29 protein-coding genes and 1 riboswitch are annotated in these 24,924 nt (G+C 67.0%); of the genes, 15 read left to right on the top strand and 14 right to left on the bottom strand.

Annotated features, from left to right (window positions below):
* Positions 1-2 precede the first annotated feature (2 nt).
* The 5 genes from QZM67_RS02675 to QZM67_RS02655 all read right to left on the bottom strand — a co-directional run bounded on the left by QZM67_RS02675 (position 3) and on the right by QZM67_RS02655 (position 5,720).
* Complete coding sequence (locus tag QZM67_RS02675; RefSeq protein WP_043186599.1) at positions 3-902, bottom strand: acetaldehyde dehydrogenase (acetylating); 900 nt, start codon at positions 900-902, stop codon at positions 3-5.
* A 15-nt stretch (positions 903-917) separates the two neighbouring features.
* Positions 918-1,700 carry a 2-oxopent-4-enoate hydratase gene (gene dmpE / locus QZM67_RS02670; protein ID WP_301800637.1) on the bottom strand — a complete coding sequence of 261 codons (783 nt, stop codon included), beginning with the start codon at positions 1,698-1,700 and terminating at the stop codon, positions 918-920.
* A gap of 97 nt (positions 1,701-1,797) precedes the next feature.
* Positions 1,798-3,180, bottom strand: a complete 1,383-nt coding sequence (locus QZM67_RS02665; protein ID WP_301800634.1) for a DUF1329 domain-containing protein — start codon at positions 3,178-3,180, stop codon at positions 1,798-1,800.
* A 40-nt stretch (positions 3,181-3,220) separates the two neighbouring features.
* Complete coding sequence (locus QZM67_RS02660; RefSeq protein WP_175023297.1) at positions 3,221-4,786, bottom strand: DUF1302 domain-containing protein; 1,566 nt, start codon at positions 4,784-4,786, stop codon at positions 3,221-3,223.
* 154 nt (positions 4,787-4,940) lie between these two features.
* Positions 4,941-5,720, bottom strand: a complete 780-nt coding sequence (locus QZM67_RS02655) for an SDR family oxidoreductase (RefSeq protein ID WP_301800633.1) — start codon at positions 5,718-5,720, stop codon at positions 4,941-4,943.
* A gap of 137 nt (positions 5,721-5,857) precedes the next feature.
* Between QZM67_RS02655 and QZM67_RS02650 the strand changes: the two genes are divergently transcribed.
* From QZM67_RS02650 to QZM67_RS02610, 9 genes are all read left to right on the top strand, one after another.
* On the top strand, positions 5,858-6,694 hold the full coding sequence (locus QZM67_RS02650) for an alpha/beta fold hydrolase (protein ID WP_301800631.1): 837 nt from the start codon (positions 5,858-5,860) through the stop codon (positions 6,692-6,694).
* A gap of 66 nt (positions 6,695-6,760) precedes the next feature.
* Positions 6,761-7,549, top strand: coding sequence for an SDR family NAD(P)-dependent oxidoreductase (locus QZM67_RS02645; protein ID WP_301800630.1), 789 nt, complete (start codon positions 6,761-6,763; stop codon positions 7,547-7,549).
* Between the two features lie 38 nt (positions 7,550-7,587).
* Positions 7,588-8,337 (top strand): electron transfer flavoprotein subunit beta/FixA family protein, encoded by a 750-nt coding sequence (locus QZM67_RS02640; RefSeq protein ID WP_301800629.1) that lies wholly within the window; start codon positions 7,588-7,590, stop codon positions 8,335-8,337.
* A 16-nt stretch (positions 8,338-8,353) separates the two neighbouring features.
* The gene (locus tag QZM67_RS02635; protein ID WP_301800627.1) at positions 8,354-9,298 is read left to right on the top strand and encodes an electron transfer flavoprotein subunit alpha/FixB family protein; all 945 of its coding nucleotides are present in this window, start codon (positions 8,354-8,356) and stop codon (positions 9,296-9,298) included.
* 3 nt (positions 9,299-9,301) lie between these two features.
* On the top strand, positions 9,302-9,829 hold the full coding sequence (locus tag QZM67_RS02630) for a transferase hexapeptide repeat family protein (protein ID WP_301800625.1): 528 nt from the start codon (positions 9,302-9,304) through the stop codon (positions 9,827-9,829).
* Between the two features lie 95 nt (positions 9,830-9,924).
* A complete protein-coding gene (locus tag QZM67_RS02625; protein ID WP_043186615.1) occupies positions 9,925-10,173 on the top strand; it encodes a hypothetical protein in 249 nt (82 codons plus the stop codon).
* Between the two features lie 278 nt (positions 10,174-10,451).
* A complete protein-coding gene (locus QZM67_RS02620; protein WP_043186617.1) occupies positions 10,452-10,751 on the top strand; it encodes a hypothetical protein in 300 nt (99 codons plus the stop codon).
* A gap of 190 nt (positions 10,752-10,941) precedes the next feature.
* Positions 10,942-11,586, top strand: a complete 645-nt coding sequence (locus tag QZM67_RS02615) for a DUF1326 domain-containing protein (protein ID WP_043186620.1) — start codon at positions 10,942-10,944, stop codon at positions 11,584-11,586.
* A complete protein-coding gene (locus tag QZM67_RS02610; RefSeq protein ID WP_301800620.1) occupies positions 11,583-12,374 on the top strand; it encodes a DUF2182 domain-containing protein in 792 nt (263 codons plus the stop codon). The genes QZM67_RS02615 and QZM67_RS02610 overlap by 4 nt, the downstream gene beginning before the upstream one ends.
* Before the next feature lie 15 nt (positions 12,375-12,389).
* Here QZM67_RS02610 and QZM67_RS02605 read toward each other — a convergent pair whose 3' ends face one another.
* Together QZM67_RS02605 and QZM67_RS02600 are read right to left on the bottom strand one after the other, a co-directional pair.
* Complete coding sequence (locus tag QZM67_RS02605; RefSeq protein WP_301800618.1) at positions 12,390-12,854, bottom strand: cupin domain-containing protein; 465 nt, start codon at positions 12,852-12,854, stop codon at positions 12,390-12,392.
* Between the two features lie 308 nt (positions 12,855-13,162).
* Positions 13,163-13,624, bottom strand: coding sequence for an Lrp/AsnC family transcriptional regulator (locus QZM67_RS02600; protein WP_301800616.1), 462 nt, complete (start codon positions 13,622-13,624; stop codon positions 13,163-13,165).
* 116 nt (positions 13,625-13,740) lie between these two features.
* Between QZM67_RS02600 and QZM67_RS02595 the strand changes: the two genes are divergently transcribed.
* Positions 13,741-14,373: a LysE family translocator gene (locus QZM67_RS02595; protein WP_175023313.1), complete on the top strand. Its 633-nt coding sequence runs from the start codon at positions 13,741-13,743 to the stop codon at positions 14,371-14,373.
* On the opposite strand, the gene QZM67_RS02590 is transcribed toward QZM67_RS02595, so the two are convergent.
* From QZM67_RS02590 to QZM67_RS02570, 5 genes are all read right to left on the bottom strand, one after another.
* Positions 14,370-14,795, bottom strand: a complete 426-nt coding sequence (locus tag QZM67_RS02590) for a DUF6331 family protein (protein ID WP_301800613.1) — start codon at positions 14,793-14,795, stop codon at positions 14,370-14,372. The two genes, QZM67_RS02595 and QZM67_RS02590, sit on opposite strands and share 4 nt — an antisense overlap.
* A 35-nt stretch (positions 14,796-14,830) precedes the next feature.
* A complete protein-coding gene (locus QZM67_RS02585; RefSeq protein WP_301800611.1) occupies positions 14,831-15,676 on the bottom strand; it encodes a GNAT family N-acetyltransferase in 846 nt (281 codons plus the stop codon).
* Between the two features lie 353 nt (positions 15,677-16,029).
* Complete coding sequence (locus tag QZM67_RS02580) at positions 16,030-17,958, bottom strand: TonB-dependent receptor (protein WP_301800608.1); 1,929 nt, start codon at positions 17,956-17,958, stop codon at positions 16,030-16,032.
* A gap of 83 nt (positions 17,959-18,041) precedes the next feature.
* Positions 18,042-18,209, bottom strand: a complete 168-nt coding sequence (locus QZM67_RS02575) for a hypothetical protein (protein WP_301800607.1) — start codon at positions 18,207-18,209, stop codon at positions 18,042-18,044.
* A 90-nt stretch (positions 18,210-18,299) separates the two neighbouring features.
* Positions 18,300-18,492, bottom strand: a riboswitch (cobalamin riboswitch).
* A gap of 89 nt (positions 18,493-18,581) precedes the next feature.
* Positions 18,582-19,640: a helix-turn-helix domain-containing protein gene (locus tag QZM67_RS02570; protein WP_301800605.1), complete on the bottom strand. Its 1,059-nt coding sequence runs from the start codon at positions 19,638-19,640 to the stop codon at positions 18,582-18,584.
* Positions 19,641-19,806: 166 nt separating this feature from the next.
* Between QZM67_RS02570 and QZM67_RS02565 the strand changes: the two genes are divergently transcribed.
* The 5 genes from QZM67_RS02565 to QZM67_RS02545 are packed head-to-tail and all read left to right on the top strand — an operon-like array spanning position 19,807 to position 23,547.
* Positions 19,807-20,151, top strand: coding sequence for a hypothetical protein (locus QZM67_RS02565; protein WP_175023318.1), 345 nt, complete (start codon positions 19,807-19,809; stop codon positions 20,149-20,151).
* On the top strand, positions 20,141-20,773 hold the full coding sequence (locus QZM67_RS02560) for a Dabb family protein (protein WP_301800602.1): 633 nt from the start codon (positions 20,141-20,143) through the stop codon (positions 20,771-20,773). Before QZM67_RS02565 ends, QZM67_RS02560 begins: the two co-directional genes overlap by 11 nt.
* A gap of 44 nt (positions 20,774-20,817) precedes the next feature.
* A complete protein-coding gene (locus tag QZM67_RS02555; protein WP_301800600.1) occupies positions 20,818-21,810 on the top strand; it encodes an NADP-dependent oxidoreductase in 993 nt (330 codons plus the stop codon).
* Between the two features lie 31 nt (positions 21,811-21,841).
* The gene (locus QZM67_RS02550; protein ID WP_301800598.1) at positions 21,842-22,717 is read left to right on the top strand and encodes an SDR family NAD(P)-dependent oxidoreductase; all 876 of its coding nucleotides are present in this window, start codon (positions 21,842-21,844) and stop codon (positions 22,715-22,717) included.
* A 5-nt stretch (positions 22,718-22,722) separates the two neighbouring features.
* On the top strand, positions 22,723-23,547 hold the full coding sequence (locus tag QZM67_RS02545; RefSeq protein WP_301800597.1) for an SDR family NAD(P)-dependent oxidoreductase: 825 nt from the start codon (positions 22,723-22,725) through the stop codon (positions 23,545-23,547).
* A gap of 33 nt (positions 23,548-23,580) precedes the next feature.
* Here the strand turns inward: QZM67_RS02545 and QZM67_RS02540 are convergent, their stop codons facing one another.
* Positions 23,581-23,829: a hypothetical protein gene (locus tag QZM67_RS02540; RefSeq protein WP_175023323.1), complete on the bottom strand. Its 249-nt coding sequence runs from the start codon at positions 23,827-23,829 to the stop codon at positions 23,581-23,583.
* A 117-nt stretch (positions 23,830-23,946) separates the two neighbouring features.
* A complete protein-coding gene (locus tag QZM67_RS02535) occupies positions 23,947-24,921 on the bottom strand; it encodes a threo-3-hydroxy-L-aspartate ammonia-lyase (RefSeq protein ID WP_175023324.1) in 975 nt (324 codons plus the stop codon).
* Positions 24,922-24,924: the final 3 nt, after the last annotated feature.

Below are 24,924 nucleotides of genomic sequence, written 5' to 3'. Positions count from 1 at the left end.
ACTCAAGCGGTGGCGGCCGTCGCGGCCAGCATCTGTTCGGCGAAACGCTCGGCCGTGGCGGCCGCGGCGGCGGTCATGATGTCGAGGTTGCCCGCGTACTTCGGCAGGTAATCGCCGAGCCCTTCGACCTCCATGAAGACCGACACGCGATTGCCGTCGAACACCGGGCCGTTCTTCAGCGTGTAGCCGGGCACGTAGCGCTGCACTTCCTTGACCATCGCATGCACGGACGCGGTGATCGCGTCGACGTCGGGCGGGCCGTCGGTCAGGCAGTGGATCGTGTCGCGCATGATCAGCGGCGGCTCGGCCGGATTGATCACGATGATCGCCTTGCCCTTGCGTGCGCCGCCGACCTGCTCGATCGCGCCGGACGTCGTGCGCGTGAATTCGTCGATGTTCTTGCGCGTGCCGGGGCCGACCGAGCGCGACGAAACCGTCGCGACGATTTCGCCGTAAGCAACCGGCTGCACGCGCGATACCGCGTACACCATCGGGATCGTCGCCTGGCCGCCGCAGGTCACCATGTTCACGTTCGTCTGCGCGCTGTCGAGATGCGCATCGAGGTTCACCGGCGGCACGCAGTACGGCCCGATCGCGGCGGGCGTCAGGTCGATCATCTTCACACCGAGGGCGGTGAGCTTGTCGGAGTTGTCGCGGTGCACGTACGCGGAGGTCGCATCGAACGCGATGCGGATGTCGTCGGCGGCCACGTGCGGCAGCAGCCCGTCGACACCCTGGTCGGTCGTTTTCAGGCCGAACTCGCGCGCTCGCGCGAGACCGTCGGAGGCCGGATCGACGCCGACCATCCACACGGGTTCGAGCACCGGCGAGCGGCGCAGCTTGTACAAAAGGTCGGTGCCGATGTTGCCGGGCCCGATCAGTGCGCATTTGATTTTCTTCATCAGGATTCCTTTTATTCAGATAAAGCGGACGTCGCAGCTGCCGATGCCGGAGATGTGCATCGACAGCGCATCGCCGGCCGTGACCGGAATCAGTTTCGCCAGCGAGCCGGACAACACGATCTCGCCGGCGAGCAGCGGCACGTCGTACGCGGCGAGCGTGTTCGCGAGCCACGCGACCGCATCGGCGGGGTGGCCGAGCGCCGCATCGCCGCGCCCTTGCGCGACTGGCTCGCCGTTCTTGTCGATCGTCATCTCGCACGCAGCGAGATCGAGCGTGCGCGGATCGACGCGCGCGTCGCCGAGCACGTACACGCCGCACGACGCGTTGTCGGCGACGGTGTCCTCGATGCGGATCGCCCAGTCGCGGATGCGCGAATCGACGATCTCGAAGCAGGGCGCGACGGCGGCCGTCGCTGCGATCACGTCGGTGCGGTCGATGCCGGGGCCGCGCAGGTCGCGCGCGAGGATGAACGCGACCTCGCCTTCGGCGCGCGGTGCGATCAGCGAATCGGCAGGAATCGCCTCGCCGGCCGCGTAGTGCATGCCGGACAGCAGGATGCCGAAATCGGGCTGGCGCACGTTCAGCATGTCCTGCACGGCCTGGCTCGTCACGCCGATCTTCTTGCCGACCACAGCCTCGCCGTGTTCGACGCGGCGTGCGATGAAGCGCTGCTGGATGCGGTAGGCGTCGTCGAGCGACAGGCGGCGCGGGCGGCTCGACAGCGGCGCGACTGGCGCGCGCGCATGCCACGCGGCGTACAGCTCGTCGCCGAGCGTCGTATGCAGGCGGGAAGACATGAAAGGGCCCTCGAATCTTGAATGGAACAGGCCGCCGTCGCGGGCGGCGTCGTGCGCCGGAGCGGGGCTCCGGCGCGTGGGGCGCGGGTGTGGTGCGTCAGTTGCCCGAGCTGCGGATCCCGTCCGGCGAGAAGTACGCCTCGGTGAACTGCGGGCTGTTGTCGAGCTTCGGCATCGGCCCTTCGTTCGTCAGGCGGTCGGCCATGTACGCGCCCGAGACGAGGTCGTGGTAGAACACGACGCCCGGATAGAACGTCTTCGCATCGAACGCGTAGAGCGTCGTGGCAACGTTGGTGCGCCAGAGCTGGCCGCGCGCGTCATAGTTGTCGGCGAGCAGCGTGATCCACGAATCCTCGTCGAGGTACAGCACCCGCTTCGCATACTGATGGCGATAGCCGTTCTTCAGCGACGCCTGCAGCACCCACACGCGATGCAGTTCGTAGCGGATGTACGACGGATTCTCGTGGCCCTTGCCGAGCAGGTCGCTGTACTTGACCGACGTGTCCATCGCCTTGTAGTTGTCGTACGGCACGTAGATCTCGCGCTTGCCGAGGATCTTCCAGTCGTAGCGGTCGCCCGAACCGTTGAAGAGACGATCGTCGTCGACGGTGCGGAAGCCGCCCGGTCCCATCGGCTGGTCGTAGCCGTATTCAGGCGCCTGCCGCACGCGCCGCGTGCCGGGGTTGTACATCCACGTGCGCGACGCGTTGTCCGCACCGGCCTTGTCCCAGTTGGTGAACGACAGGATCAGCGAGCCGCGGTCGGACAGCGGCAGGTCGGTGGCGACGCGCGCATAGGTGCGGTTGTTCAGGTCGCTCTTCACGTCGTACTTGCCGACGTTGCGCGGCGAGTAGATGTCGTAGCGCACCTTGCCCCAGGCCATGTTGCCGTCGGAATAGACGACCGCCTGGTCGTAGGTGGCCTGTTCGGTGCCGATCGCCGACGACATGCGCTGGTTCCACAGCAGCTCGGTGGCGCTCTTCGGGATCGGGTACGGCACCTGCGGCGGCGCGTTGGTGAGCCCGTTCGCGTCGGACGTCATCGTCGAGTCGGGCGCATAGGTGCGGATGTCCTTGTAGACGGCATCCGTATAGCGGAAATCGCGATGGCTCGGATAGACGACGATCTTGAAGGTGGCCGGATAGCGCTTGAACATGGCCTTCTGGCCGTCGGTCAGGTGCTCGGCGTATTGCGCCATGTTCTCGGCGGTGATCGTCGCGACCGGCTTGTCGCTCGCGAACGGATCGGGGTAGCGGCCGCCGCGCTTGTACTGCACGTCGGGCGGCGTGCCGAGCCACTTGCCCGACCATTCGGGCACGCCGCTGTCCTTGCTGGCGGCGCGCACCGCGCCTATCGGCGTCAGTGGGCCGTCGAGCGCCTTCAGGTCATCCGGGGACACCTTCGGGAACGACGCCGTCGCGACGACCGCGCACGCGGCCATCACCGATGCGCGCAGGAGGGGGAGATGAATGCGTTTCATGACTATCCTCATCTTGCTGGGTGACGAGCGGCCGGGCCGCTCAGAAGTGGTAGGTCGCCGTGGCGAGCACGTAGTCGCGATCGGCGAGCGGCCGCGTGGCGGGATTCGGCGAACCGAGGAACTTCGCGTAGACGAGCGACAGCTGCAGGTTGCTCAGGCGCGTGAAGGTCACGCCGGCGGTCACGCGGTGGTCGCCCTGGCCCGTCAGCGAGCCGAGCGCGCCGGCCAGCGGCGACGTGCCCGTCAGGTCGTGTGCGTAGGTCAGCGGCACGTCGAGATCCCAGCCGTTGAACACGTTCTTGTAGCTGAGCGTCCACGCGACCTCCATCGCGAGCGCGTTGCGCGAATTCGCGAGCGTCGTCGAGCCGTCGAGCGCCGAGATGCTGCCCGCGTGCACGTACGTGAGTTCGCCGGTCAGCGACTGCGAGTTCGCGAGGAAGCTCGGCCCGATCGAGTAGATGCCGGACAGGTTGGTCTGCAGCACGTTGGCGCGCGTCGACTGCGGGCCGGTGGGCGTGTTGACGAGCACCGCCGCGCCTTGCCGATACGACACTTCGCCCGCGACGTTCACCGGGCCGACCTGCGTCGAGAAGCTCGCGCCGGTCAGCTTGATGTTGCTGAAATAGGTCTGCTGGTACTGGAGCGTCGGGAAGTACGTCGTGACGACGCTCGGATTCATGTCGTTGTAGTGCAGGTGGTACAGGCCGAGCTCGGTGTCGCCGAGCACGCGGAAGCGCGCGCCGATCCCCCACTGGTTGCGTGCGCTCGGCTTCTCGTCGGGGCCGCGCGGAATCACCATCCCGCCCGGGCCGATGATGTACTGCGCGCCGGGGCCGGTGACGTCGGAGTAGCTCCAGTACGTGCCGGGCGCGGTCAGCCGGTTCTGCTGGAACGAGAACTGGTAGTAGGCGAGCAGGCTGAAGCTCGGCGTGATCTGCCACTGCGTCGAGATCTGCGGCACGGGCAGCAGGATGTCCTTCACCTCGGCGCCGGCCATGTACGACTTGGTCGCGTCGGACGGCCCCTGTGCGCCCGCGATATTCGGGAAGAACAGGCTTTCGCCCCATGCGACGACCTGGTCGCCGACCTTCACGTTCAGGCTCGTCGAGCCGATGTGGAACGTGTTGTACGCATACGCGGCGAGCAACGTCGTGTGGCCGCCCGACCAGTAGCGCGCGTCGCTCGTGAAGTCGTTGTACTGGCCCGAGTGGTTCACGGTGCCCGGCGCATCGTTGTAGTTCGGGCGGTGATAGGCCTGGTCGTAGAACGTATCCGCGCGGACGAACACACCCCAGTCGTCGTGCTTCAGGTTCACTTCGCCGAGCAGGCTGACCTGGTTCTCGATCAGCTTGTTCTTCGCGAAGTTGCGGTCGCCGTCGTCGCCGTTGATGTTCGCCGGCGTGAGGAGATTGCCGCTCGGTGCGCGGGTGCGCATGCCGAGGCCGTAACTGAGCGTGAACGTGTAGTCCAGCGTCGTGTCGGCGCCCAGCTCGATCGTGCTGCCGGCGTGCGCGCTGGGAACGGCGCACGTCAGCAACGCGGCGGCCAGCGTCGACAGCGTGGCGGTTGCCCGCTTGTCGGTACGGCGCGAAATCCGTTGATGCATGGTGTCTCCTCTTGGGGGTATCGACGACGGTCGACTGTGTGTTGTCGTGAGAGGCAGAGTAGGGAGATCGCGGTAGCAGGGAATCGTCAAAATGAACTAGATGACTTCCCTAGGACTGGCAACGATTCGCACCGCACCGTCGGGAATGCACGCATCAACGCGCGGCCGCTTGCGCCGCCCGCAGGAACGCAGGCCGCTCGCCGCCGCCGTCGAGCCGCAGGTTCGCGCCGGACGTGTACGACGCGTCGGGCGATGCGAGAAACAGGCACGCAGACGCGACGTCGTCGGGTGTCGCGAGCCGTCCGGCGGGAATCGTCGCGCGGATCGCGTCGAGCGCGGCGTCGTCGCCGTAGTGGCCTTCGGTGGCCGATTCGGTCTGCACGAGGCTCGGGCTGATCGCGCATACGCGCACGCGCGGCGCCCACTCGACCGCGAGCGACGTGACCGCGTTGACGAGGCCCGCTTTCGCGGCGCCATACGCGGCCGTGCCGGGCGACGGACGCGACGCGCTGACGCTCGCGATGAACAGCATCACGCCGCCTGCCGGCTGCGGCTGCATGATTGCGTTCACGCGCTGTGCGAGTTGAAGCGGCGCGATCAGGTTCAACCGCACGATCGATTCGGTGAAGCGCGGAGAAGCATCGGCCGCGAGCGCGAACGGCGAGCCGCCCGCGTTGTTGACGAGCACGTCGAGGCCGCCTGCCGCATCGTGGATCGTCGCGAGCATCGCGTCGACCTGTTCGATGTCGCGCAGATCGGCCGCGACGAACGCCGCCGTGCGGCCGCTGGCCGACGGCGGCGTGTCGGGCGCACTGCGTCCGCAGACGAACACGCGCGCGCCCGCCGCGAGAAACCGTTCGGCGATGCGCCGCCCGATGCCCTTGGTGCCGCCCGTCACGAGCACCGTCTTGCCGCTGTAGTCGAATCCGTTCATCGTTGCCTCCGTTTCGGTGGGCCGATGATAGGAAGAAGCGCGCGCGGCTTCGTAGTCTGAAAGGATGATGCCGGCCGGCGCCGGCGGCGCAATCATCGTGGCAGGCATCCATCGAACGACGAAGGAGACAACCCGCGATGACGATTCCCACGACGCCGCCGGCCGGCATCTTCACCGACGTGCCGGGCGGCCTGCGCCTGCACCACTACGAGGCGGGCGAAGGCCGGCCCGTGGTGTTCATCCACGGCAGCGGCCCGGGCGCCAGCGGTTTCAGCAACTTCAAGCACAACGTGCCCGCGTTCGCGGCGGCCGGCTATCGCGCGATCGTCGTCAACCTGCCGGGTTACGGGCAGTCGTCGAAGCCGGCCGACGTTGCCTATACGCTCGATTTCTTCGTCGGTGCGCTGCATGCGCAACTGAACGCGCTTGGAATCGGGCCGGCCGTGCTGCTCGGCAACTCGCTCGGCGGCGCGATTGCGCTCAAGTACGCACTCGACTACCCGGACGAAGTCGACGGGCTGATCATGATGGCGCCCGGCGGGGTGGAGGATCGCGACACCTATTTCCGGATGGAAGGCATCCAGCGGATGGTAAAGCTGTTCACGAATCGCCAGATGAATGACGACACGATGCGCGAACTGCTGACGCTGCTCGTGCACGATCCGGCGATCGTCACAGACGCGCTCGTCGCCGAGCGGATGAGGGTGTGCGTCGAACAGCCGACCGAAGTGCTGTCGACGATGAGCGTGCCGAACCTGACCGACGCGCTCGGTGACCTGCGTACCCCGGTGCTCGGATTCTGGGGCACGGACGACCGCTTCAATCCGGTCGGCGGCGCGCTGAAGTTCCTCGAACGCTGCCGCGATGCGCGCTTCGTGCTGATGAACCGGTGCGGCCACTGGGTGATGGTGGAGCACGCCGACTATTTCAATCGGGAATGCCTCGATTTTCTTGCGACGCGGAATACGCGATAACGCCGGATGCCCTCGACGGCCGGCCTCGATGCAGGCGGCCTGTCTGAACAAATATATGGAGACGACATGAAACTCATCGAAGACCTGTTCGACCTGCGCGGCAAGGTCGCCGCGATCACCGGCGGCGCGCGCGGCATCGGCGCGGAGACCGCACGCACGCTGGCTGCCGCCGGCGCGAGCGTCGCGATTCTCGACGTGCTGTCGCAACCGGCCGAAGCGCTGGTCGAGGAAATCCGCGCGCAGGGCGGCCAGGCCGCGTTCTGGTCGCTCGACGTGACGCACGAGGCCGACGTGACGCGCGTGTTCGGCGAGATCGTCACGCGCTTCGGGCGCCTGGACGTGCTCGTGAACAACGCGGGCATCGAAGGCCACAACGTGCCGACGCACGAACTCACGCTTGCGCAATGGCAGCGCGTGCTGGACGTGAACGTCAACGGCGTGTTCCTGTGCACGCGCGCGGCGATTCCGCATATCGACGCGGCCGGCGGCGGCTCGATCGTGAACCTGTCGTCGATGTACGGGATCGTCGGTGGGCCCGACGTGCCCGCATATCACGCATCGAAGGCCGCGGTACGGATGATGGCGAAGGTGGACGCGATGCTGTACGCGGCGAAGAACATTCGTGCGAACTCGGTGCATCCCGGCTATATCCGCACGCCGATGCTCGAGGAAGCGTTCCGCCAGATGGGGCAGGATCCCGATCGTGCCTTCGAGTACATGCAGACGAATGTGCCGATGGCGAAGATCGGCAGTCCGCGCGACATCGCGGCCGGGATCCTGTATCTCGTGTCGCCGGCAGGCCGTTACGTGACGGGCGCGGAGCTGGTGATCGACGGCGGGTTTACCGCGCGCTGACGCAACGCGGCGCACGCAACGGAACAGGAGACAGGCAGTTGAAAGCGCTCGTGGCAGTGAAACGCGTGGTCGACGCGAACGTGAAGGTCGGCGTGAAATCCGACCGGACGGGCGTCGACATCGCAAACGTGAAGATGTCGATGAACCCGTTCGACGAGATCGCGGTGGAGGAAGCCGTGCGGTTGAAGGAGGCCGGCGTCGTGACCGAAGTGGTGGCCGTGTCGGTCGGCGTCGCGCAGGCGCAGGAAACGCTGCGCACGGCGCTCGCGATCGGCGCGGATCGCGCGATTCTCGTCGAATCGAATGAAGGCGTCGAGCCGCTCGGTGTCGCGAAGGTGCTGAAGGCGCTGGTCGACAAGGAGCGGCCGCAACTGGTGATCCTCGGCAAGCAGGCGATCGACGACGATTCGAACCAGACCGGGCAGATGCTGGCTGCGTTGGCGGGTTTGCCGCAGGCGACGTTCGCATCGAAGGTGGTAGTGGCCGACGGTAAGGCAACGGTCGCACGTGAAGTCGACGGCGGCGCCGAAACGCTGTCGCTTCAACTGCCCGCTGTCATTACCACCGACCTGCGCCTGAACGAGCCGCGCTACGTGACGCTGCCGAACATCATGAAGGCGAAGAAGAAGCCGCTGGACATCGTGAAGCCCGACGAGCTCGGCGTGGATGTGACGCCGCGTCTGAAGGTGCTCAACGTGAACGAGCCGCCGAAGCGCGCGGCCGGCGTGAAGGTGCCGGACGTGCAGACGCTGGTCGGGAAGCTGAAGACCGAAGCCAAGGTGCTGTAACAGGGAACGCAAGGACATGACGATTCTGGTGATTGCGGAACACGGCAACGCGTCGATCAAGGCGGCAACGCTGAATGCCGTCGCTGCCGCACAGGCGCTCAATGCAGCGGGCGGCGGCGACGTTCACGTGCTCGTCGCAGGACACGACGCGCAGGCGGCGGCCGATGCGGCAGCGAGGATCGCGGGTGTGTCGAAGGTGCTGCTGGCCGATGCGCCGCAGCTCGCCGACGGTCTGGCCGAGAACGTCGAAGCAACGGTGATGAACGTCGCGAAGCGCTACTCGCACATCGTTGTGCCGGCCACGGCCTACGGCAAGAACATCGCGCCGCGTATCGCCGCGAAGCTGGATGTCGCACAGATCTCCGAGATCACGGCGGTGGTGTCGGCCGATACGTTCGAGCGCCCGATCTACGCGGGCAACGCGATCGCGACGGTGCAGTCGAGCGATCCGGTCAAGGTGATCACGGTGCGCGCGACGGGTTTCGATCCGGTGGCAGCCGTTGGTGGCAGCGCATCGATCGAGAAGATCGAGGCGGCGGCCGACGCTGGCAAGTCGCAGTTCGTGAGCCGTGAAGTGACGAAGCTTGACCGTCCGGAACTCACGAGCGCGAGCATCGTCGTGTCGGGCGGCCGCGGGCTGGGCAGCGGCGAGAACTATACGAAGGTGCTGGAGCCGCTGGCCGACAAGCTGCATGCCGCACTGGGCGCGTCGCGCGCAGCGGTCGACGCCGGCTACGTGCCGAACGACTACCAGGTCGGCCAGACCGGCAAGATCGTCGCCCCGCAACTGTACGTCGCGGTCGGCATCTCGGGAGCAATCCAGCATCTGGCCGGGATGAAGGATTCGAAGGTGATCGTCGCGATCAACAAGGATCCGGAGGCGCCGATCTTCAGCGTGGCCGACTACGGTGTGGTCGGCGACCTGTTTGCGCTTGTGCCGGAAGCGGTCGCGGCGCTCTGACCGATGCCGCTGTTCGAATTCAACGGGATGCGGCCGCGCGTCGATCCGTCCGCGTATGTCGACCCGAGCGCGGTCGTGATCGGCGACGTGACGATCGGCGCGCGCTGCTACATCGGCCCGCATGCGAGCCTGCGCGGCGACTTCGGCGCGATCGTCGTCGAAGACGGCAGCAACGTGCAAGATGGCTGCGTGTTGCACGTCGGGATTGGCGAGACGTGCCGGCTCGGCGTGAACAGCCACATCGGCCACGGCGCGATCGTGCATGGGGCGACGCTCGAACGCGACACGATGATCGGGATGAACGCGGTCGTGATGGACGGCGCGACGATCGGCGCGACGACGATCGTCGCCGCGTGCGCGTTCGTGAAGGCCGGCTACGACGTACCGCGCGGCGTGCTGCTCGCGGGCATGCCGGGGCGTGTCGTGCGGCGGCTGAGCGACGCGGAGATCGATGCGAAGGCGAACGGCACGCGGATCTATCAGCAACTGGCGGCGGACTGCCTGAGGACGATCAGGCGGGTCGACGGGTGAGCGGGCATCCGGGCGGGTCTGGATGCGACGGATTGCCGGGCAGGTTGCCGTTGCCGTAAGATCGGCACAGGCTTTCCCATCGGCATTCGCGTCACATGAAAAAGAACGTTCGTTTGCGGCTCACGGTCATTGCGTCGGCATTTGCCGTCTACAGCGTTTACATGCACATCCAGCAGTTCATCAGTGGTTGCGTGTGGGTCAGGGGCCATCAGCGCTGCAGTTTCGAAAACAGCGCGAATTTCGAAGGCTGGATGGATCTCGATCTGATGATCGCGTGCTGCTGGGTCGCGGCGGCGGTGGTCGGCTGGATTGCCGTCGTGCAGGCTGCGAAGAAGCCGGGTTGAAAGGCTGGCGCTTCTTTCACGCAAAACCGATCGCTGTCAATCCGTGACAACGATCGTCCATGCGGCATCGCCGCAATCGTCAGTGCCGCACCCGGATCCTCGCGCCGCAGGGGCAACCGGCCAACGGGATCGGGTTCCGGTCCGTCGACGCGCTGGTCGGCGCAGACGCCGGCACGCGCGTCGCCACCCATCCGCCGCCATCGGCTGTCGTTGTGCTTTTTCCTTCCGTACCGGGATAATGATCCGGCGTCGCGCACGCTGCGCGCGGGGAGGCTCCCATGCAATTTCCGACGGGTTCGGTGGTCGCGCTCAGTTCGGCCGCCGCGACGATGTTTTCGATGGGCATGCTGTTTCTCGGCTACTGGGGGTGGCACGAGCCGCTGCCGTGGCGGTTCGGCGACTACGTCGTGATCCTGCCGGCGCTGGCCGGGTTCGCATGCCTCGTCAGCGTGCCGTTTCTCGCGACATCGCCGATGAAGACACCCGACGACGAGTCGCGGATGTTCGTCGCGCGGCGCGTGTTTCTGTGCGGCGCAAGTGCGTTGTGGTGTGCGATCGTCGCGTCGCTGGTCGTGTGAGATTCGCGTGAGATTCGGCCGAGCCGCCGCCCGCCGGCGCGGCCCGGCGCAATCCTGTCGAAGCGTCTTGCATGAGCGCTGAAAACACGGTTTTCACGCGTCGATTCGGGCCACAATCGCGGCTTTGATTTCCTCTTTGGCGTGCACTAGATTCGAAGCGTTCACGTGTCACCGAGCGCGAGGTGGAGTCATGACGCCGTGGGAGATTCAGGGCATCGAATTGATCAATTGCAATTGCTCATACGGTTGTCCCTGTCAGTTCAATGCGTTGCCGACCAACGGCAATTGCGCAGCGATGGGGGCGATTTCGATCGACAGCGGCCACTACGGCGACGTGGTGCTCGACGGCGTCCGGATCGCGGTCGTGTTCGAGTGGCCGGGGGCGATCCACGAGGGCGGGGGCCGGTGCCAGCCGATCGTCGACGAGCGCGCCAGCCCGGCGCAGCGCGACGCGGTGCTGAAGATCATGACCGGTCAGGATACCGATCCGTTTGCGACGATGTTCTCGGTATTTGCGTCCACGCTCGAGCAGGCGTTCGATCCGATCTTCACGAAGATCGATTTCGACGTCGATGTCGACGCGCGGCGTGGCCGGATTCACGTCGACGGCGTGTTCGACGTCGCGGGCGATCCCATCCGCAATCCGGTGACGGGCGCCGAGCATCGCGCGCGGATCGACCTGCCGAACGGTTTCGAATACGAACTGGCCGAGATCGGTTCGGGTACGTCGCGCTCGCAAGGCCATATTCCGCTGACGCTCGACGGCACCTATGCGCAGTTCGCGCGGCTGCACCTGAACAACCACGGGTTGATCCGGCATCGCGTCGCGGCATGATTCCCGTCGGTCACTGGCTCGCGCGCGAGTGCGTCATCACGCTGCTCGGCATGGCGACGCTTGTCGGCCTGTGCTGGTTCTACCTGTGGACCGGGGCGGGCACCGGCATGTCGGCGTTGGAGATGACGACCGTCGCGTTCTTTCCGCATCGCCTGGCGAACGTCATGGGTAGCATGGATCCGTCGCTGCCGACCGTGATCGTGATGTGGTGGGTGATGATGATCGCGATGATGACGCCCGGCGCGGCGCCGCTCGTGATGCTGTACCGGCGTGTGCTGCGGCAACGTGGCGCGGACGGGGCGGGTTCGGCGTTCACGTCGGTGTCGCTGCTGAGCGGTTACCTTGCCGCGTGGCTCGCCTTCTCGATCGGCGCGGCGTTGCTTCAGGCGATGCTGCAGCCGACGGGGCTGATCTCCACAATGATGCTGTGGTCGAAGAGCGCCGCCCTTTCCGCGATCGTGCTGGCGCTGGCCGGGCTCTATCAGTTCTCGCCGCTGAAACGCGCGTGTCTGCGGCAATGCCGGGCGCCGGCCGGGTTCCTGGTCGCGCACTGGCGACCGGGCGTCGCGGGCAGTTTCCTGCTCGGCGTGCGGCACGGCCTGTATTGCGTCGGCTGCTGCTGGTTGCTGATGGCGCTGCTGTTCGTCGGCGGCGTGATGAACGTCGTGTGGATCGCGGCGCTGTCGTTGATCGTGTTCGCGGAAAAGATCCTGCCCGGCGGCGAACGTATCGGGCGTGCGCTGGGCGTCGTACTGATTGCGTGGGCCGGGGTGACGCTGATCGTGTGACGGGCGATGCGTGCGTCACGCAGGAGCCGTGCCGAGATCCACGAAGACCTTGTCGGCGCCCGCCTTGTACAGCCGCTTGCCGAGCTTCGGATAGTCGCACACGTCGTGTTCCGGACGGTCGCCCGCCACGAGATAGACCAGCGGCAGATCGCCGGTATTCAGCATCGTGTGCGCGCTGCCGCCGCGCGGAAATCCCATGAAGTCGCCCGGGCCGATCGCATAGGTGTGGCCATCGACGACTGCTTCGCCGGTTCCCGACAGGATATAGACGCATTCTTCCGCGTAGAGATGCCGGTGGTATTCGGTGGATTCGTGTCCGGGCATCAAGGTCATCAGATGGAAGCCGAGTTGTGTCAGTCCGGTTGCGTCGCCAAGCGACCGCTTCAGGCGGACAGCATTGCCGTTCAACGGATGGACCGAGTGTTCCGGTTCCATCGCTGCGATGTCGGCGGCTTTCAGCACTTCACACGGGGTGTTCATTGTTTGTCCTTTCCGGGAATGGCGCTCCCGTGGTGCGGCGAGTATGAATCATGAGGGCTGGAGTTGGCGACAGCGTTTCTGCGCGATGCTACGTAACGCAGGGCCCGCGTTACGCACGCGTTACCTAGGGCGAAGGGCTTGATCGCCGCTGTGAGGTTGAAGCCGGAGGCCCTGCGTCGTGCCCCGGAAGGCCATCGGGGCGCGACGGCCTTCCGGGTCGATGAAGTCGTCGTGGATGCCGATCGTAATGGCACGATAGCTGCTTGTCGGGATGATCGCGCTGAAAGCGAACGGGGCTTTTCGATGCGTCAATCGCGCGTGATGTCGCGCTGCGACGGCGGCCGCGCGAAACCGCGCGCGGGCAGCGGCGTCGACATCACGATCGACGTGCGTGTTTCGCCGTACAGGTTGATGCGTTCGATCAGTTGCTCGAGATGGGACATGCTGATCGCGACGAGCCGCATCATGTACGAGTCCGCGCCCGTCACGTGGTGACATTCGACGACTTCGGGAATCGTCTCCAGCAACCGGAGGAATTTTGCTTTCGCCGGTTGCTGCACCGTGATGCCGATCAGCGCGCTGACCGGATAGCCGGCTGCGGCAGGATTGATCCGGGCCGTGTAGCCCGCGACGACGCCGGCCGCCTCGAGACGCTTCACGCGTTCCGTTACCGCCGGCACCGACAGGTGCACCTGGCGCGCCAGCTCCGTGTAGCTGATGCGGCCGTTGGCCTGCAACAGCGCCACTACCTTCCAGTCCAGATCATCCATCGAGGCGGTTTTTTTTAAGGTGGAGCAGCCATTTTTCCTTAAAAACCGCATTCAGCGATGACCGGACTTTCCCTACGATGCCTGTTCAACACATTACATGTTGCAAGGAGCAGGCAATGCTGTTCATCAAATCCGTCGTGATGGGGCTGTCGATCGCGGTGCCGGTCGGCCCGATCGGCATGCTGTGCATCCAGCGCAGCCTGAGCCGCGGCTTTCAGGCGGGATTCGCAACAGGCGTCGGCGCCGCGTGCGCCGATGCGATCTACGGCTTGCTCGGTGCGCTCGGCATCGCGGGTATCGTCACAGCCTTCCCGATGCTGACCGTCGGGTTGAAAATCGGCGGCGGCGCGTTCCTCGTGTGGCTGGCGTGGACCATCGCGCGTCAGGCGCCGGCCGCGTCGACGCTGCAACGCGACCTGCCGCGCACGTCCGTCCTGCGCGATTTCGTGACGACGTTCGGCCTGACACTGTCGAACCCGATGACGATCCTGTCGTTCGTCGGGATTTTCGCGGCGCTCGGCCCGCTGTCGGGGGGGCGGGAAGGGGCGATGGGATCGGCCGTGGCGCTGATGGTCGCCGGTGTGTTCATCGGTTCCGCGACGTGGTGGCTGTGCCTGAGCAGCGCGACCGCCGCGCTGCGCACGAAGATGTCGTTCGCGTTCATGCACGGGCTGTCGCGCGTGTCGGCCGCGGTCATCGCGGGATTCGGCGTAATTCAGGTCGTCGCGGGCATGCGCGGTGTCATCTAGGTTGACGCATCGCGCGCATCGCGTTGCGACCGGATGGCGTCGACCGTCGTCAGGAGATGCGCGAGCAACTCGAGCATGACCGCTTTCGGAAAATACTGGTTCATTCGGGTGCTGACGACGAGATCGGACGGCAACGCGTCGATCGAACACCGAACCGTCAGCAGCTCGTCAGCGAGTTGCGCCAGCGCTGCGCGATTCCGCGTGCCCACCGCACCCGCGATCTCGTCCGGCCAGAAAACGAACGCGTCGATGCCGCAGCATTCGGCGACGCAGTCCGTCTCCAGTGCATCGAGCAACGGCATGATCCCTGCCAGACAGGGATCGATCGCGACCGCCTGCGCCTGCTCGCCCGTCAGGTCGCCGAATTCGATCCAGCGATCCGGGCCGATGCTGATGTCGTTCTTGTGTGGTTTGCCGTTCATGGGTTGACGCTCGACAGGTTCAGTTTTCGTGACGATCACCCCAGCTCGAACGACGTGACCCCGAACACGCGATCGAGCGCAATCGCCGGTGCGTCGTTCGTGTACATCCGCGCGGTTTCGAAGACGCTCGTCATGCCGTGCCGTTCCGCCAGCGCGACGGCCGCCGGGTTCGTTTCCGGCACGTCGAGCACGATGATCTCGCCGGGCATGCGCGCCGCCAGCGCGCGAAACAACCCGGTGGCCACGCCCGCGTCATCGGCGAACAGCGGGCCGATCTTGCAGCCGGTCTTGCAGCGGCGCACGACACCGTATCCGGCGACACGGCCGGCGTCGAGCGTCGCGAGCGCAACCGCATCCGGCTGCGCGATCCACGCGGAGACGAAACGCTCGCGCGCCGCGGGAAAGCACTGGCGATCGTAGGCGAGCAACTGCTCGAACGGCACGTCGCCCGCTGCCACCACGTGCGCGCAACCGATGCCGCCCACACGCCCCTCGTAGCGGATATTGCGGTACGCGAGCTCGAATCCGGACTTCCTGTAGTTCGCCTGCTGAGCCAGGACACCATCGAGCCCGATGTTGCGGACGCCGAGGTACCGCATGCCGTGTTGCCAGATTCGGATGCCGAAGCCTTGGCCGCGGAACCCGGGTTTCACGATGTAGAGACCGATGAAGCCAAAGCGTTCGTCGTAGGCGACAGCGGCGAGGCACGCAATCGGCTCGCCGCGCCAGACGCCGACGAAGAACCCGGCCGGGTCCGCATTCCAGAAACAGGATGAATCGTGCAGGCCGGGGTTCCAGCCTTCTGCCGCCGCCCAATCGACCGACATGGCTACCTCGTCGGCCGACATGGTGCGCACGATGAAGTCTTCGTCTTGATCCATGGTTCACTCCAGTCGCCGCGCTCGAGATTGCGTGTTGCGTGACGGAATAGGTATCGGGGAAGCGCGGGCAGGCCGCTTCCGTGGCTGCCGATCGGGCCATCATAATCCCAAGAGCGGGGATGAGCGTGGGGCGGTCACGCGGTGCCGGAAATGGATGTCCCGCGATCGGTTGAAGCGGATCGCGTGGCTGCGCTTGGCGAATATCGGGGATTTAGAGCGAGGGGGCAAGCGCCAACCACTTGATGAAGCCGGTGCGGACGCTGTTGTAAGCCAATCATATGTCCGGTGGCGCTGGACACAGCTTTCCGATGGGCGGCCTCGCTGCACGTCGCACCAAGGCCGTCCCGCCCCGATCAGAACGTATAACTCACCTTCCCGAACGCCGTCCGCCCAAGCGTGTTGTACCCATACGCGGTCATGTACTGCCGATCGAACAGATTCGACACCGTCGCCGACACGGTCAGGTGCGAATTGATCCGATACGAAGCACGCAGGCCCACCGTCAGATACGACGGCAGATAGGTCGAGTTCGCCGGATCGTCGAACGTCGTCCCGCCATAAAGCAGCGACGCCCCCGTGCTCAACGCATGCAGATGCAGTTCGTCCCACGTGTGGTCGATGTTGAGGCTGACCGTCTGGCGCGGCCGACGGTTGAGCCACGAGTCGTTGGTCTCGTCCTGCGGATTCAGGATCCCGACCGCGACGCTCACCGGCGTCGAGCGGCCGATCGTCCCCTTGTACGACAGGTCGATCCCGCGAATATGCGCGCGACCGATGTTCATCGGTGAGAACGTCGCCGGGTTGTACGCGATCAGGTTGGTGACCCGCGTGTCGTAGATCGCCGCCGTGAACGTGCCGTACGACGTGTTCGCATCGACCGCAGCCTCGACCGACGTGTTGCGTTCCGGGCTGAGATTCGGATTGCCGTAGCCGGGGTAATACAGATCGTTGAACGTCGGCAGCCGGAACGCATTGCCGTACGACACGCGGGCCGTGTACACCGGCGTGATCGCCCAGGACAGCGCCGCGTTACCCGTATTCACCGACTGCCCGGCGATGATTTCATGACGCCCCGCGAGGAACATCGTCACGCTGCCGAGCGTCGCGGACTGGTGCAGCGAGAACGCGGAATCGTTGCGCGTCGGCACGCCGTTCGGAGCGTCGACCGGCAGGAACGCCTGCTCGCGCGTGAAGTCGTACGCGAGCTTGGTCTCGCCCGACAGCGGCAGCCCGAACAGATGGAATCCGCGCTCCTGATGCGTCAACGACGTCGACGTGCTGATGCGTTGCGAATTGATCTGGTCGGTCGGGATGGTCGGATCGCTTGCATAGAGGAACTGTCGATCGTTCGAATAACCGAAGGACTGGTCGAACTGCGTGTCCGGCGTGATATCGAGGTGGAACGCGATACCGGTCGTCAGCTGATGATCGAGCTGGCGGTTCGCATAGCCGCTGTTGTCGTAGGACAGATCGGAGCGGTGATACAGCGCGAACGTCGAGATCGACCAGTTGTCGCGCGCGTAGCCGAGGCGCGCGTCGAGATCCTGCGCGTGGTATGGGTTGCGGCCGTCCTCATGGCCGTACGCGAACGGCCGCGTCGCATCGATACCGGCCGTGTTGTACGAGTGCAGGCCGAGCGAGTAGGTGAGCCCGCCGAGCGCGGCGAGCGGCCCGGTCGACGGCACCGTGCCCGACGTGCGGAGCTGCGTGTCGAACGTCTTGTTCGACCCGCCGCCGAACGACACGGTGGTCTGGTTCGGCTGGTTGCCGGCGCGGCGCGTGAAGAGCTGCACGACGCCGCCCATCGCGTTGGCGCCGAACGACGCGGCGGCCGGCCCCGAAATCACTTCGACACGTTCGAATGCTTCGGTCGGCAGGTCGGACCACGGCGCGATGCCGGTGGTCGACGAGCCGATCCGGATGCCGTCGATGAACACGGCAACCTGGCTTGCCGACGAGCCGCGGATGCTGACCGACGCGGACGAACCCGGGCCGCCGTTCTGCGAGACGGTCACGCCGGGCAGCGTCGCGAGCGCTTGCGTGATGCTAGGGTCGCTCGGCGACAGCCGGTCGAGATCGGTACGCGTCAGGACCTGGGTCGTCGCATAGCGCTGGTCGAACGACTCGGGCAGCCGCCGCGTGTCGGTCACGTTGATCGTCGGCAGGTCGGTGCCTTCGGCGGCCGGGGCCGGTCGCGACGCCGCGGTGTCGCCGGCGGCGTGGGCGAGGGGCGAGAGGAGCGCGGTCGCGGCGGACGTGGCAAGGAGGTGTCGAATCTTCATGAGGCTGTCGTTGTTGTCGGGCTGCGCATGCGTCGATCGTGAGCGGGCGGCGGGCAGCGCCGGTCTTGTTATCGGTGATCGGGTTATCGCGGGACCGAGCCCAGCGCGCCGTCGCTGTGGGCGTCGGCGCGGCGCATGCCGGCGGGCGCGATCGAGATGGAACGGCACGCGTGAGCAGGCGGGCCGTGCATGCCGGCGGCGTGCCGGCGCGACGCTTCCGGCGCGGAAGCGGATGCGGTAACGGTGGACATCGGGCGGATCCTGAGGTCGGGCCGTCCATGCAACGGGCGACCGCCAACGGCGGTGCCGGGCGCGCCGGGACACCCCGCCCGGTGCGGCTGCTTGGACCTCGGGTCGATGGCAGGTCTCCTGGCTCGCGGGTCGTCATTCGTGCCGGCCTTCCCGGTTTCCCAGTGGCATGCAGTGGCACGGATTCGCCGCTCACAGTTGCGGGGGCAGCCGCAGATTCGAGGTGGGCCTCTCCTGCGTTCCCTTTTGATCCCGTCTCCGGGAACCATCAGCGCGCAAGGGTAATGGCGTGCGCTCCGGCGCGTCAATTGTCCGGCCGCGCGGGGATGCGAAAAAACGTCATTACCGCGCAAAAACTTTCGAAATCCTTTCTTTTATGCGTCGGTGCTGCGTTTCATGTCTGACGAAACGGGAGAAGACGCAGCCGTGCAATCGCGCCTGAACCGGCTCGGCGCGATACCCGTCCACCGGACGAACGCGCGGCGGAACGCTTCCTCGCCGCCGAATCCGAGATGGGCAGCGATCCGCGCGACCGCCCAGTCCGACTCGCGCAGCCAGCGTTGCGCGGCCTCGGCGAGACACTGCTCCCGCAGCGCGTGATAACCGCTTCCTTCGGCTACCAGCCGCCGCCGCAGCGTTGCCTCGCTGACGCCGAGCCATGCGGCCAGCTCGGCGAGCGCCGGCAACGCCTGCTCATGCGCGAGCGCGGCATCGAGAAAACCGCGCACCTGCTGCGCCCACGACACGACGGCTGGCGCCGCATCGATCAGACGAAACGGAAAATCGACGAGAAATGCGTCGAGCTCGGCCGGCTGCCGGATCACACGGCATTCGAGCCGCGCCGCATCGAATGCGAATCCATAGGTTTTGCGGCCGACCTCGACCGGCGCATTGAACAGCCCGAGCAGCGGCATCGCGTCGTCGCGGCGCGGATGGCCGAGCCACACGTCGATTGGCCGCAACGGCTGCCCGATCAGCCAGCCGAACAACTGCAGATAGCAGAACAACCCGGTCAGGTCGACGAGGCACGCGGCCGGACTGCGCGTGCGGCGCAGCGAATCCATCCGGAACGTCGCGCGCCCGTCGCGCACCGCGAGCGACAGCGCGCCGGCGCGCGGCGTCAGCATCTCGCAGAATTCGCGTGCGCAGCGGATCGCGTCGGCCAGCGTTGCGCAGCTCAGCAGGCAGCGGCACATCAGGTCGACTTCGCGCTTGCGCATCGGCGGGTGGCCGTCGCCGCGCGCGACCTGCGCTTCGAGCCGTTCGATCGCGTCGCGGTACAGCGCGATGAAATCGCCCGACGTCGTCGCCGGTTGCGGCGGCTGTGCGTCGCGGTCGGCCGGCGGCGCGCCGCTGCGCGTGAGCTCGCTCAGCAGGCGTGTGCCGAGGCCCGGCAGGACGCGGCCTCGGGCCGGCATGGCGCGCTGTTTCATGAGTTTCCCGATCTGAGCGTTGCGACAGGGGCGGGTGAGCGGGCCGATAGGGGTCCGGGAACCGTCACCACGCAAGAATGCTATCCACGCCGGCTGCCTTCGGCCTCGCCGGAACGGCGTAGGCCGGCGCGCATCCCTGTAACGAACGACCACGGACGACACGCGAATGATCCAGATCGTAGACGAAATCACGCTCGCGCCCGAGCGCATTCCCGACGTGCTTGCACTGCTGCGCGACCGTTACCTGCCGGGCCACGCGGCGCGCGGGCTGACGGCGGCCGGCCGCTGGGTATCGCCCCCCGTCGCGGTGCCGGGGCAGCCGAGCACGCTGTGGCTGACCTGGCACGTTGCCGACGCGCCGGCCTACTACCGGATGCGTGCGCTGACGGATGCCGACGTGGTCGGCTTCTGGATGGCCGTCGACGCGCTGTGCGATGTGCGCCGCCGCCATGTGATGACGGACGCCGATGCGCCGCTGCCCGCGCTGACGGAGGTCGATCATGCGGCATGACACGGCACAGGTATTCGTGTCGGCGGATCGCGACGCCGACGCCATCGAACGCGCGCTGCACGAAGCCGCGCACGCACTGACGGGTGCGAAACGCGTGGCGCTGGCGCGGAATCTGGACGGCAGCTGGGGCGCGGGCGACTACACGCTCGACGTGCTGCGCGACGAGTCGGCGGCCGACGGCACGGCGGCTTTCGCCGCGCTGGCGCACCTGCCGGGCATCGTGCGCATCGATGGCGCCGGTTGCCGCGCGATCGGCGGCGGCCTGCGCGAACCGGCGCTGCGCGACGGCGTGTGGCGCACGCTGATGCTGCGCGTGCGGCCGCGTTCGAGCGCAGCGCAGATTGCTGCGCTCGAACGCGAACTGCTGCAGATGCCCGCGTTCATGCCGGGCATCCGCAATTGGCGCCTGAGCCGGATCGTGACGCCCGGCGCATGGACGCACGTGTGGCAGCAGGAATTCGCACACGTCGGCGATCTGCTCGGCGAATACCTGATGCATCCGTATCACTGGGGCTGGGTCGATCGCCGGTTCGATGCCGAAAGCCCCGACTGGACGGTCGATGCGATCTCGCATGCGTTCTGTCCGCTCGCGTCGAGCCTGCTGGCCGAGACGGCGGCCTGACGCGCAGCACACATCAAGCTGACAACAACCCTGGAGACACGAAGATGCGAGCCCTGTTGATCGACCGCGTCGGTCATTCCGACGCCTTGCGGATGGCCGACGTGCCGGCACCGACGCCGGGCCCTGGCGACGTGCTGATCCGCGTGGCGTACGCGGGCATCAATCCCGCCGACTGGAAATGCCGCGAAGGCTACCTCGGTGCTTTCATGCAATACACGTTTCCGTTCGTGATCGGCTTCGATGCGGCCGGTGTGGTCGAAGCGGTCGGCGACGGCGTCGACGGTTTCGCGCCCGGCATGCGCGTGTTCGCGCAGACCGACGTCGGCGCGGGGCGCTGGGGCGCGTATGCGGAAGTCGTCGCGGTGCGCCACGACTCGGTCGTGCGCGTGCCCGACGCGGTGAGCCTGGCGGAAGCCGCCACGGTGCCGACGCCTGCACTCGCCGCGTGGGCCGGCCTGTTCGACGACGGCGGGCTGCGAGCGGGCCAGACGGTACTGGTGCACGGCGGCGCGGGCGCGGTCGGCACGTTCGCGATCCAGCTCGCGGTGCAGGCCGGCGCGCGCGTCGCGGCGACGTGTTCGGCGCGCAACCGCACGACGGTCGAGTCGCTGGGCGCGGCGGCGAGCATCGACTATCGCGCGCAGGACATCGCCGCGGCGCTGCGCGCATGGGCGCCCGGCGGTGTCGACCTCGTGCTCGACGCGGTCGGCGGCGACACGCTGCCCGATGCGCTCGACCTGCTGGCACCGGGCGGCACGCTGGTGACCATCATGACGCTCGCGGCCGGCGATGCGGAGCGGCTGGCCGCGACGGCCGCCGAAGCCGCCCGGCGCGGCCTGCGCACCGCGATGACCTATAGCCGGATGCCGAGCGGCGGCACGCTCGCCCGGATCGCGGAGCAGCTCGACAAGCGCGCACTGCGCGTGCCGCGTTTCGACCATTTTCCGCTCGAACAGGCGGCCCGCGCACTCGATCTCGTTCAAACGGGCGAGGCGAGAACGAAGCTGGTGCTTCATGTTGCGGATATCGCCCGCTGAGCGGCCCGCACGCACATCACAGGAGACAACGATGACCGACACCCGAACCGGCGTACTGGCCGGCAAGTGCGCGCTCGTGACGGGCGCAAGCCGCGGCATTGGCCGTGCGATCGCGCAGCGCCTCGCATCCGAAGGCGCGACCGTCGTCGTGACGGCGCGCAGCCTGACGCAATCGGCCACAACCGCCGGCACGCTCGCCGAAACGGTGGCGTTGATCGAGCAGGCCGGCGGCCGCGCGATCGCGCTTGCGGCCGACCTGTCGAACGCGGCCGAGCGCGATGCGCTCGTCGGGCGCGCGGCGCAGGCGGCCGGCGGCCTCGACATCCTCGTCAACAACGCGGGCGTGGCCGACTACGCCTGCGTCGACGCGATGCCGATGACGATGTTCGACACGACGGTCGAACACTATCTGCGCATCCCGTTCGCGCTGGCGCAGGCCGCGATCCCGCTGATGCGCGCACGCGGCGCCGGCTGGATCGTGAACGTCGGCTCGGTGACGGCGCTGCCGCCGCTGCGGCCGTTCGACGATTTCTCGCGTGCGGGCGGCGCGACCGTCTACGCGGCGGTGAAGGCGGCACTGTCGCGTTTCACGCAGGGGCTCGCGGCCGAACTCGAAGCCGACGGCATCGCCGTGAATCTCGTCGCGCCGAGCACGGCGATCCGCACGCCGGGCGCCGCGCGCTACATCCCCGAAGGCTATCCGACCGAGGACGTCGCGTATCTCGCCGAAACCGCGCTCGCGCTGTGCAGCCTGCCGGCGCGCGACCGCACGGGCCTCGTCACGCACAGCCTGCATTTCCCGCTCGCGCAGCAGCTCGCGGTGCGCTCGCTCGACGGCCGCACGGCGCTGCCGCCGCCGGTGATTCCCGCATATGCGCATCCCCACATCGACCCGACAGGACACTGATTGATATGACGAATTCGATTCGCTTCGATGGCGGCACCGCCGTGATCACCGGCGCGGCCAGCGGCATCGGCAGCGGGCTCGCGCGCCACGCTGCCGGGCTCGGCATGCGCGTCGTGCTGGCCGATCTAGACCCGGCGAAGCTCGACGCATTCGCGGCGACGCTCGACACCGACGTGCTCTGCGTGCCGACCGACGTCAGCCGGCCGGAAGCCGTCGACGCGCTGGCGGAAGCCGCGTGGCAGCGCTTCGGCGGCGTCGACCTGCTGTTCAACAACGCGGGCGTGATGGCGACCGGCTTCAGCTGGGAAATCACGCCGGAACGCTTCGAGCGCAGCTTCGCGATCAACGTGCACGGCGTGCTGAACGGGATCCGCAGCTTCGTGCCGCGGATGCTCGAACGCAACGTGCCGGCACGCGTCGTGAATACCGCATCGGTGGGCGGGTTCCTGCCGAGCCCGCTGATGTCGCCTTATTCGGCGACGAAATTCGCGGTGGTCGCGCTGATTGAATCGTTGTACGGAGAACTGAAGATGCTGGGCGCGCCGGTCGGCGTGTCGTTGCTCGCGCCGGGCCCCGTGCAGTCGGGCATCTTCAACGACCCGTTCGGCGCGGCGCACGACCGGCCTGCGGTGCGCGGCTTCGTCGACACGATGCGCTCGATGCTGAACGCGCACGGACTCACGCCCGACGCGTTCGCCGAACGGGTGTTCGACGGCATTCGTGCAGGGCGCTACTGGCTGATTCCGCAACCGGAGACGATCGACGGCGCGCTGCAGCGGCGCACCGACGACATCCTCGCTTCACGCGATCCGTCGCTGCCGTCGTTCTGAGAGCCAGGCGCGGCAGCCGCGCCCGGCGCACCGTCACATGTGCGTGCCGGTGTGCGTGCGGCCGCTCGGGTCGCCGCCGCGATCGGGGGGCGTATTGTTCTGATCGATCTTCGCGAGCACGAAGCCGGCGTGCGGCAACGCGCCGGGCGAGCGGTGCGTCGCCTGCGCGACGGTGTCATGGGGCGATGCGGCGGGAAAACCGGATGACGTCACGCCCGGTTGAGCGAACGCCGAAAGGGAAGCAGCCGCCAGGGCGGCGGCGACGATCGCGTGCGTTTTCATGGTGGCTCCTTCACGACTGACTGAGGGACAACGTAATCAGTCTAGGGCGCGAAACTTAACGCGGCGTGAAGGAACGGTGCGGCGCGTATGACGGAATATTCATGCGCGCCGCGATGTTCATGCGGATGCCGATACCAGCGCGCAGAAGGTCTCGAGATCGACGTTGCCGCCGCTGATCACCACGCCGACGCGCTTGCCCTGCAGCGCGTCCTTCATCCGTCGCGCGGCGGCGAACGACAGGCAGCCGGTCGGCTCGACCACAATCTTCATACGAGTCGCGAAGAAGCGCATGCAGTCGACCAGTTCCGCGTCCGTCGCGGTCAGGATGTCGTCGACGTCGCGGCGGATGATCGGGAACGTCAGGTTGCCGAGGTGCTGCGTCTGCGCACCGTCGGCAATCGTGCGCGGCGTGTCGATATGCACGATCGCGCCGGAACGGAACGATTGCTGGCCGTCGTTGCCGGCTTCCGGTTCGACACCGTAAAGCGTCGCGTGCGGCGACAGCGCGCGCGTGGCGAGCGCGGTGCCCGACAGCAGCCCGCCGCCGCCGAGCGGCGCGAATACCGCGTCGAGCGGGCCGACTTCGTCGAACAGTTCCTTGGCCGCCGTGCCCTGGCCGGCGATCACGTCCGGGTGATCGTAGGGCGGGATCAGCGTGAGCCCGTGCTGCGCCGCGAGATCGCGCCCGATCTGCTCGCGATCCTCGGTGTAGCGGTCGTAGGTCACGACATTGCCGCCGTAGCCGCGCGTCGCGGCTATCTTCGCGGCCGGCGCATCCTGCGGCATCACGATCGTCGCGGGAATGCCGAGCATGCGCGCCGACAACGCGATCGCCTGCGCATGGTTGCCGGACGAGAACGCGACGACGCCATTGCGGCGCTGCGTCGCGTCGAAGCGCGACAGCGCATTGAACGCGCCGCGGAACTTGAATGCGCCGATGCGCTGCAGGTTCTCGCACTTGAAGAACACCTGCGCGCCGAGCGCTTCGTCGATCGTCCGCGACGTCATCACCGGCGTGCGGTGCGCATGGCCTTCGAGGCGGGCCGCCGCGGCGGCAACGTCGTCGTACGTGGGGAGAGTCGGAGAGTTCATGGG

The sequence above is a fragment of the Burkholderia sp. AU45251 genome, from assembly GCF_030482905.1.
In the GTDB taxonomy this organism is placed as follows: domain Bacteria; phylum Pseudomonadota; class Gammaproteobacteria; order Burkholderiales; family Burkholderiaceae; genus Burkholderia; species Burkholderia aenigmatica.
Note: the sequence above shows the minus strand (reverse complement) of the source record. Positions and strands in the feature narration are given on the sequence as shown.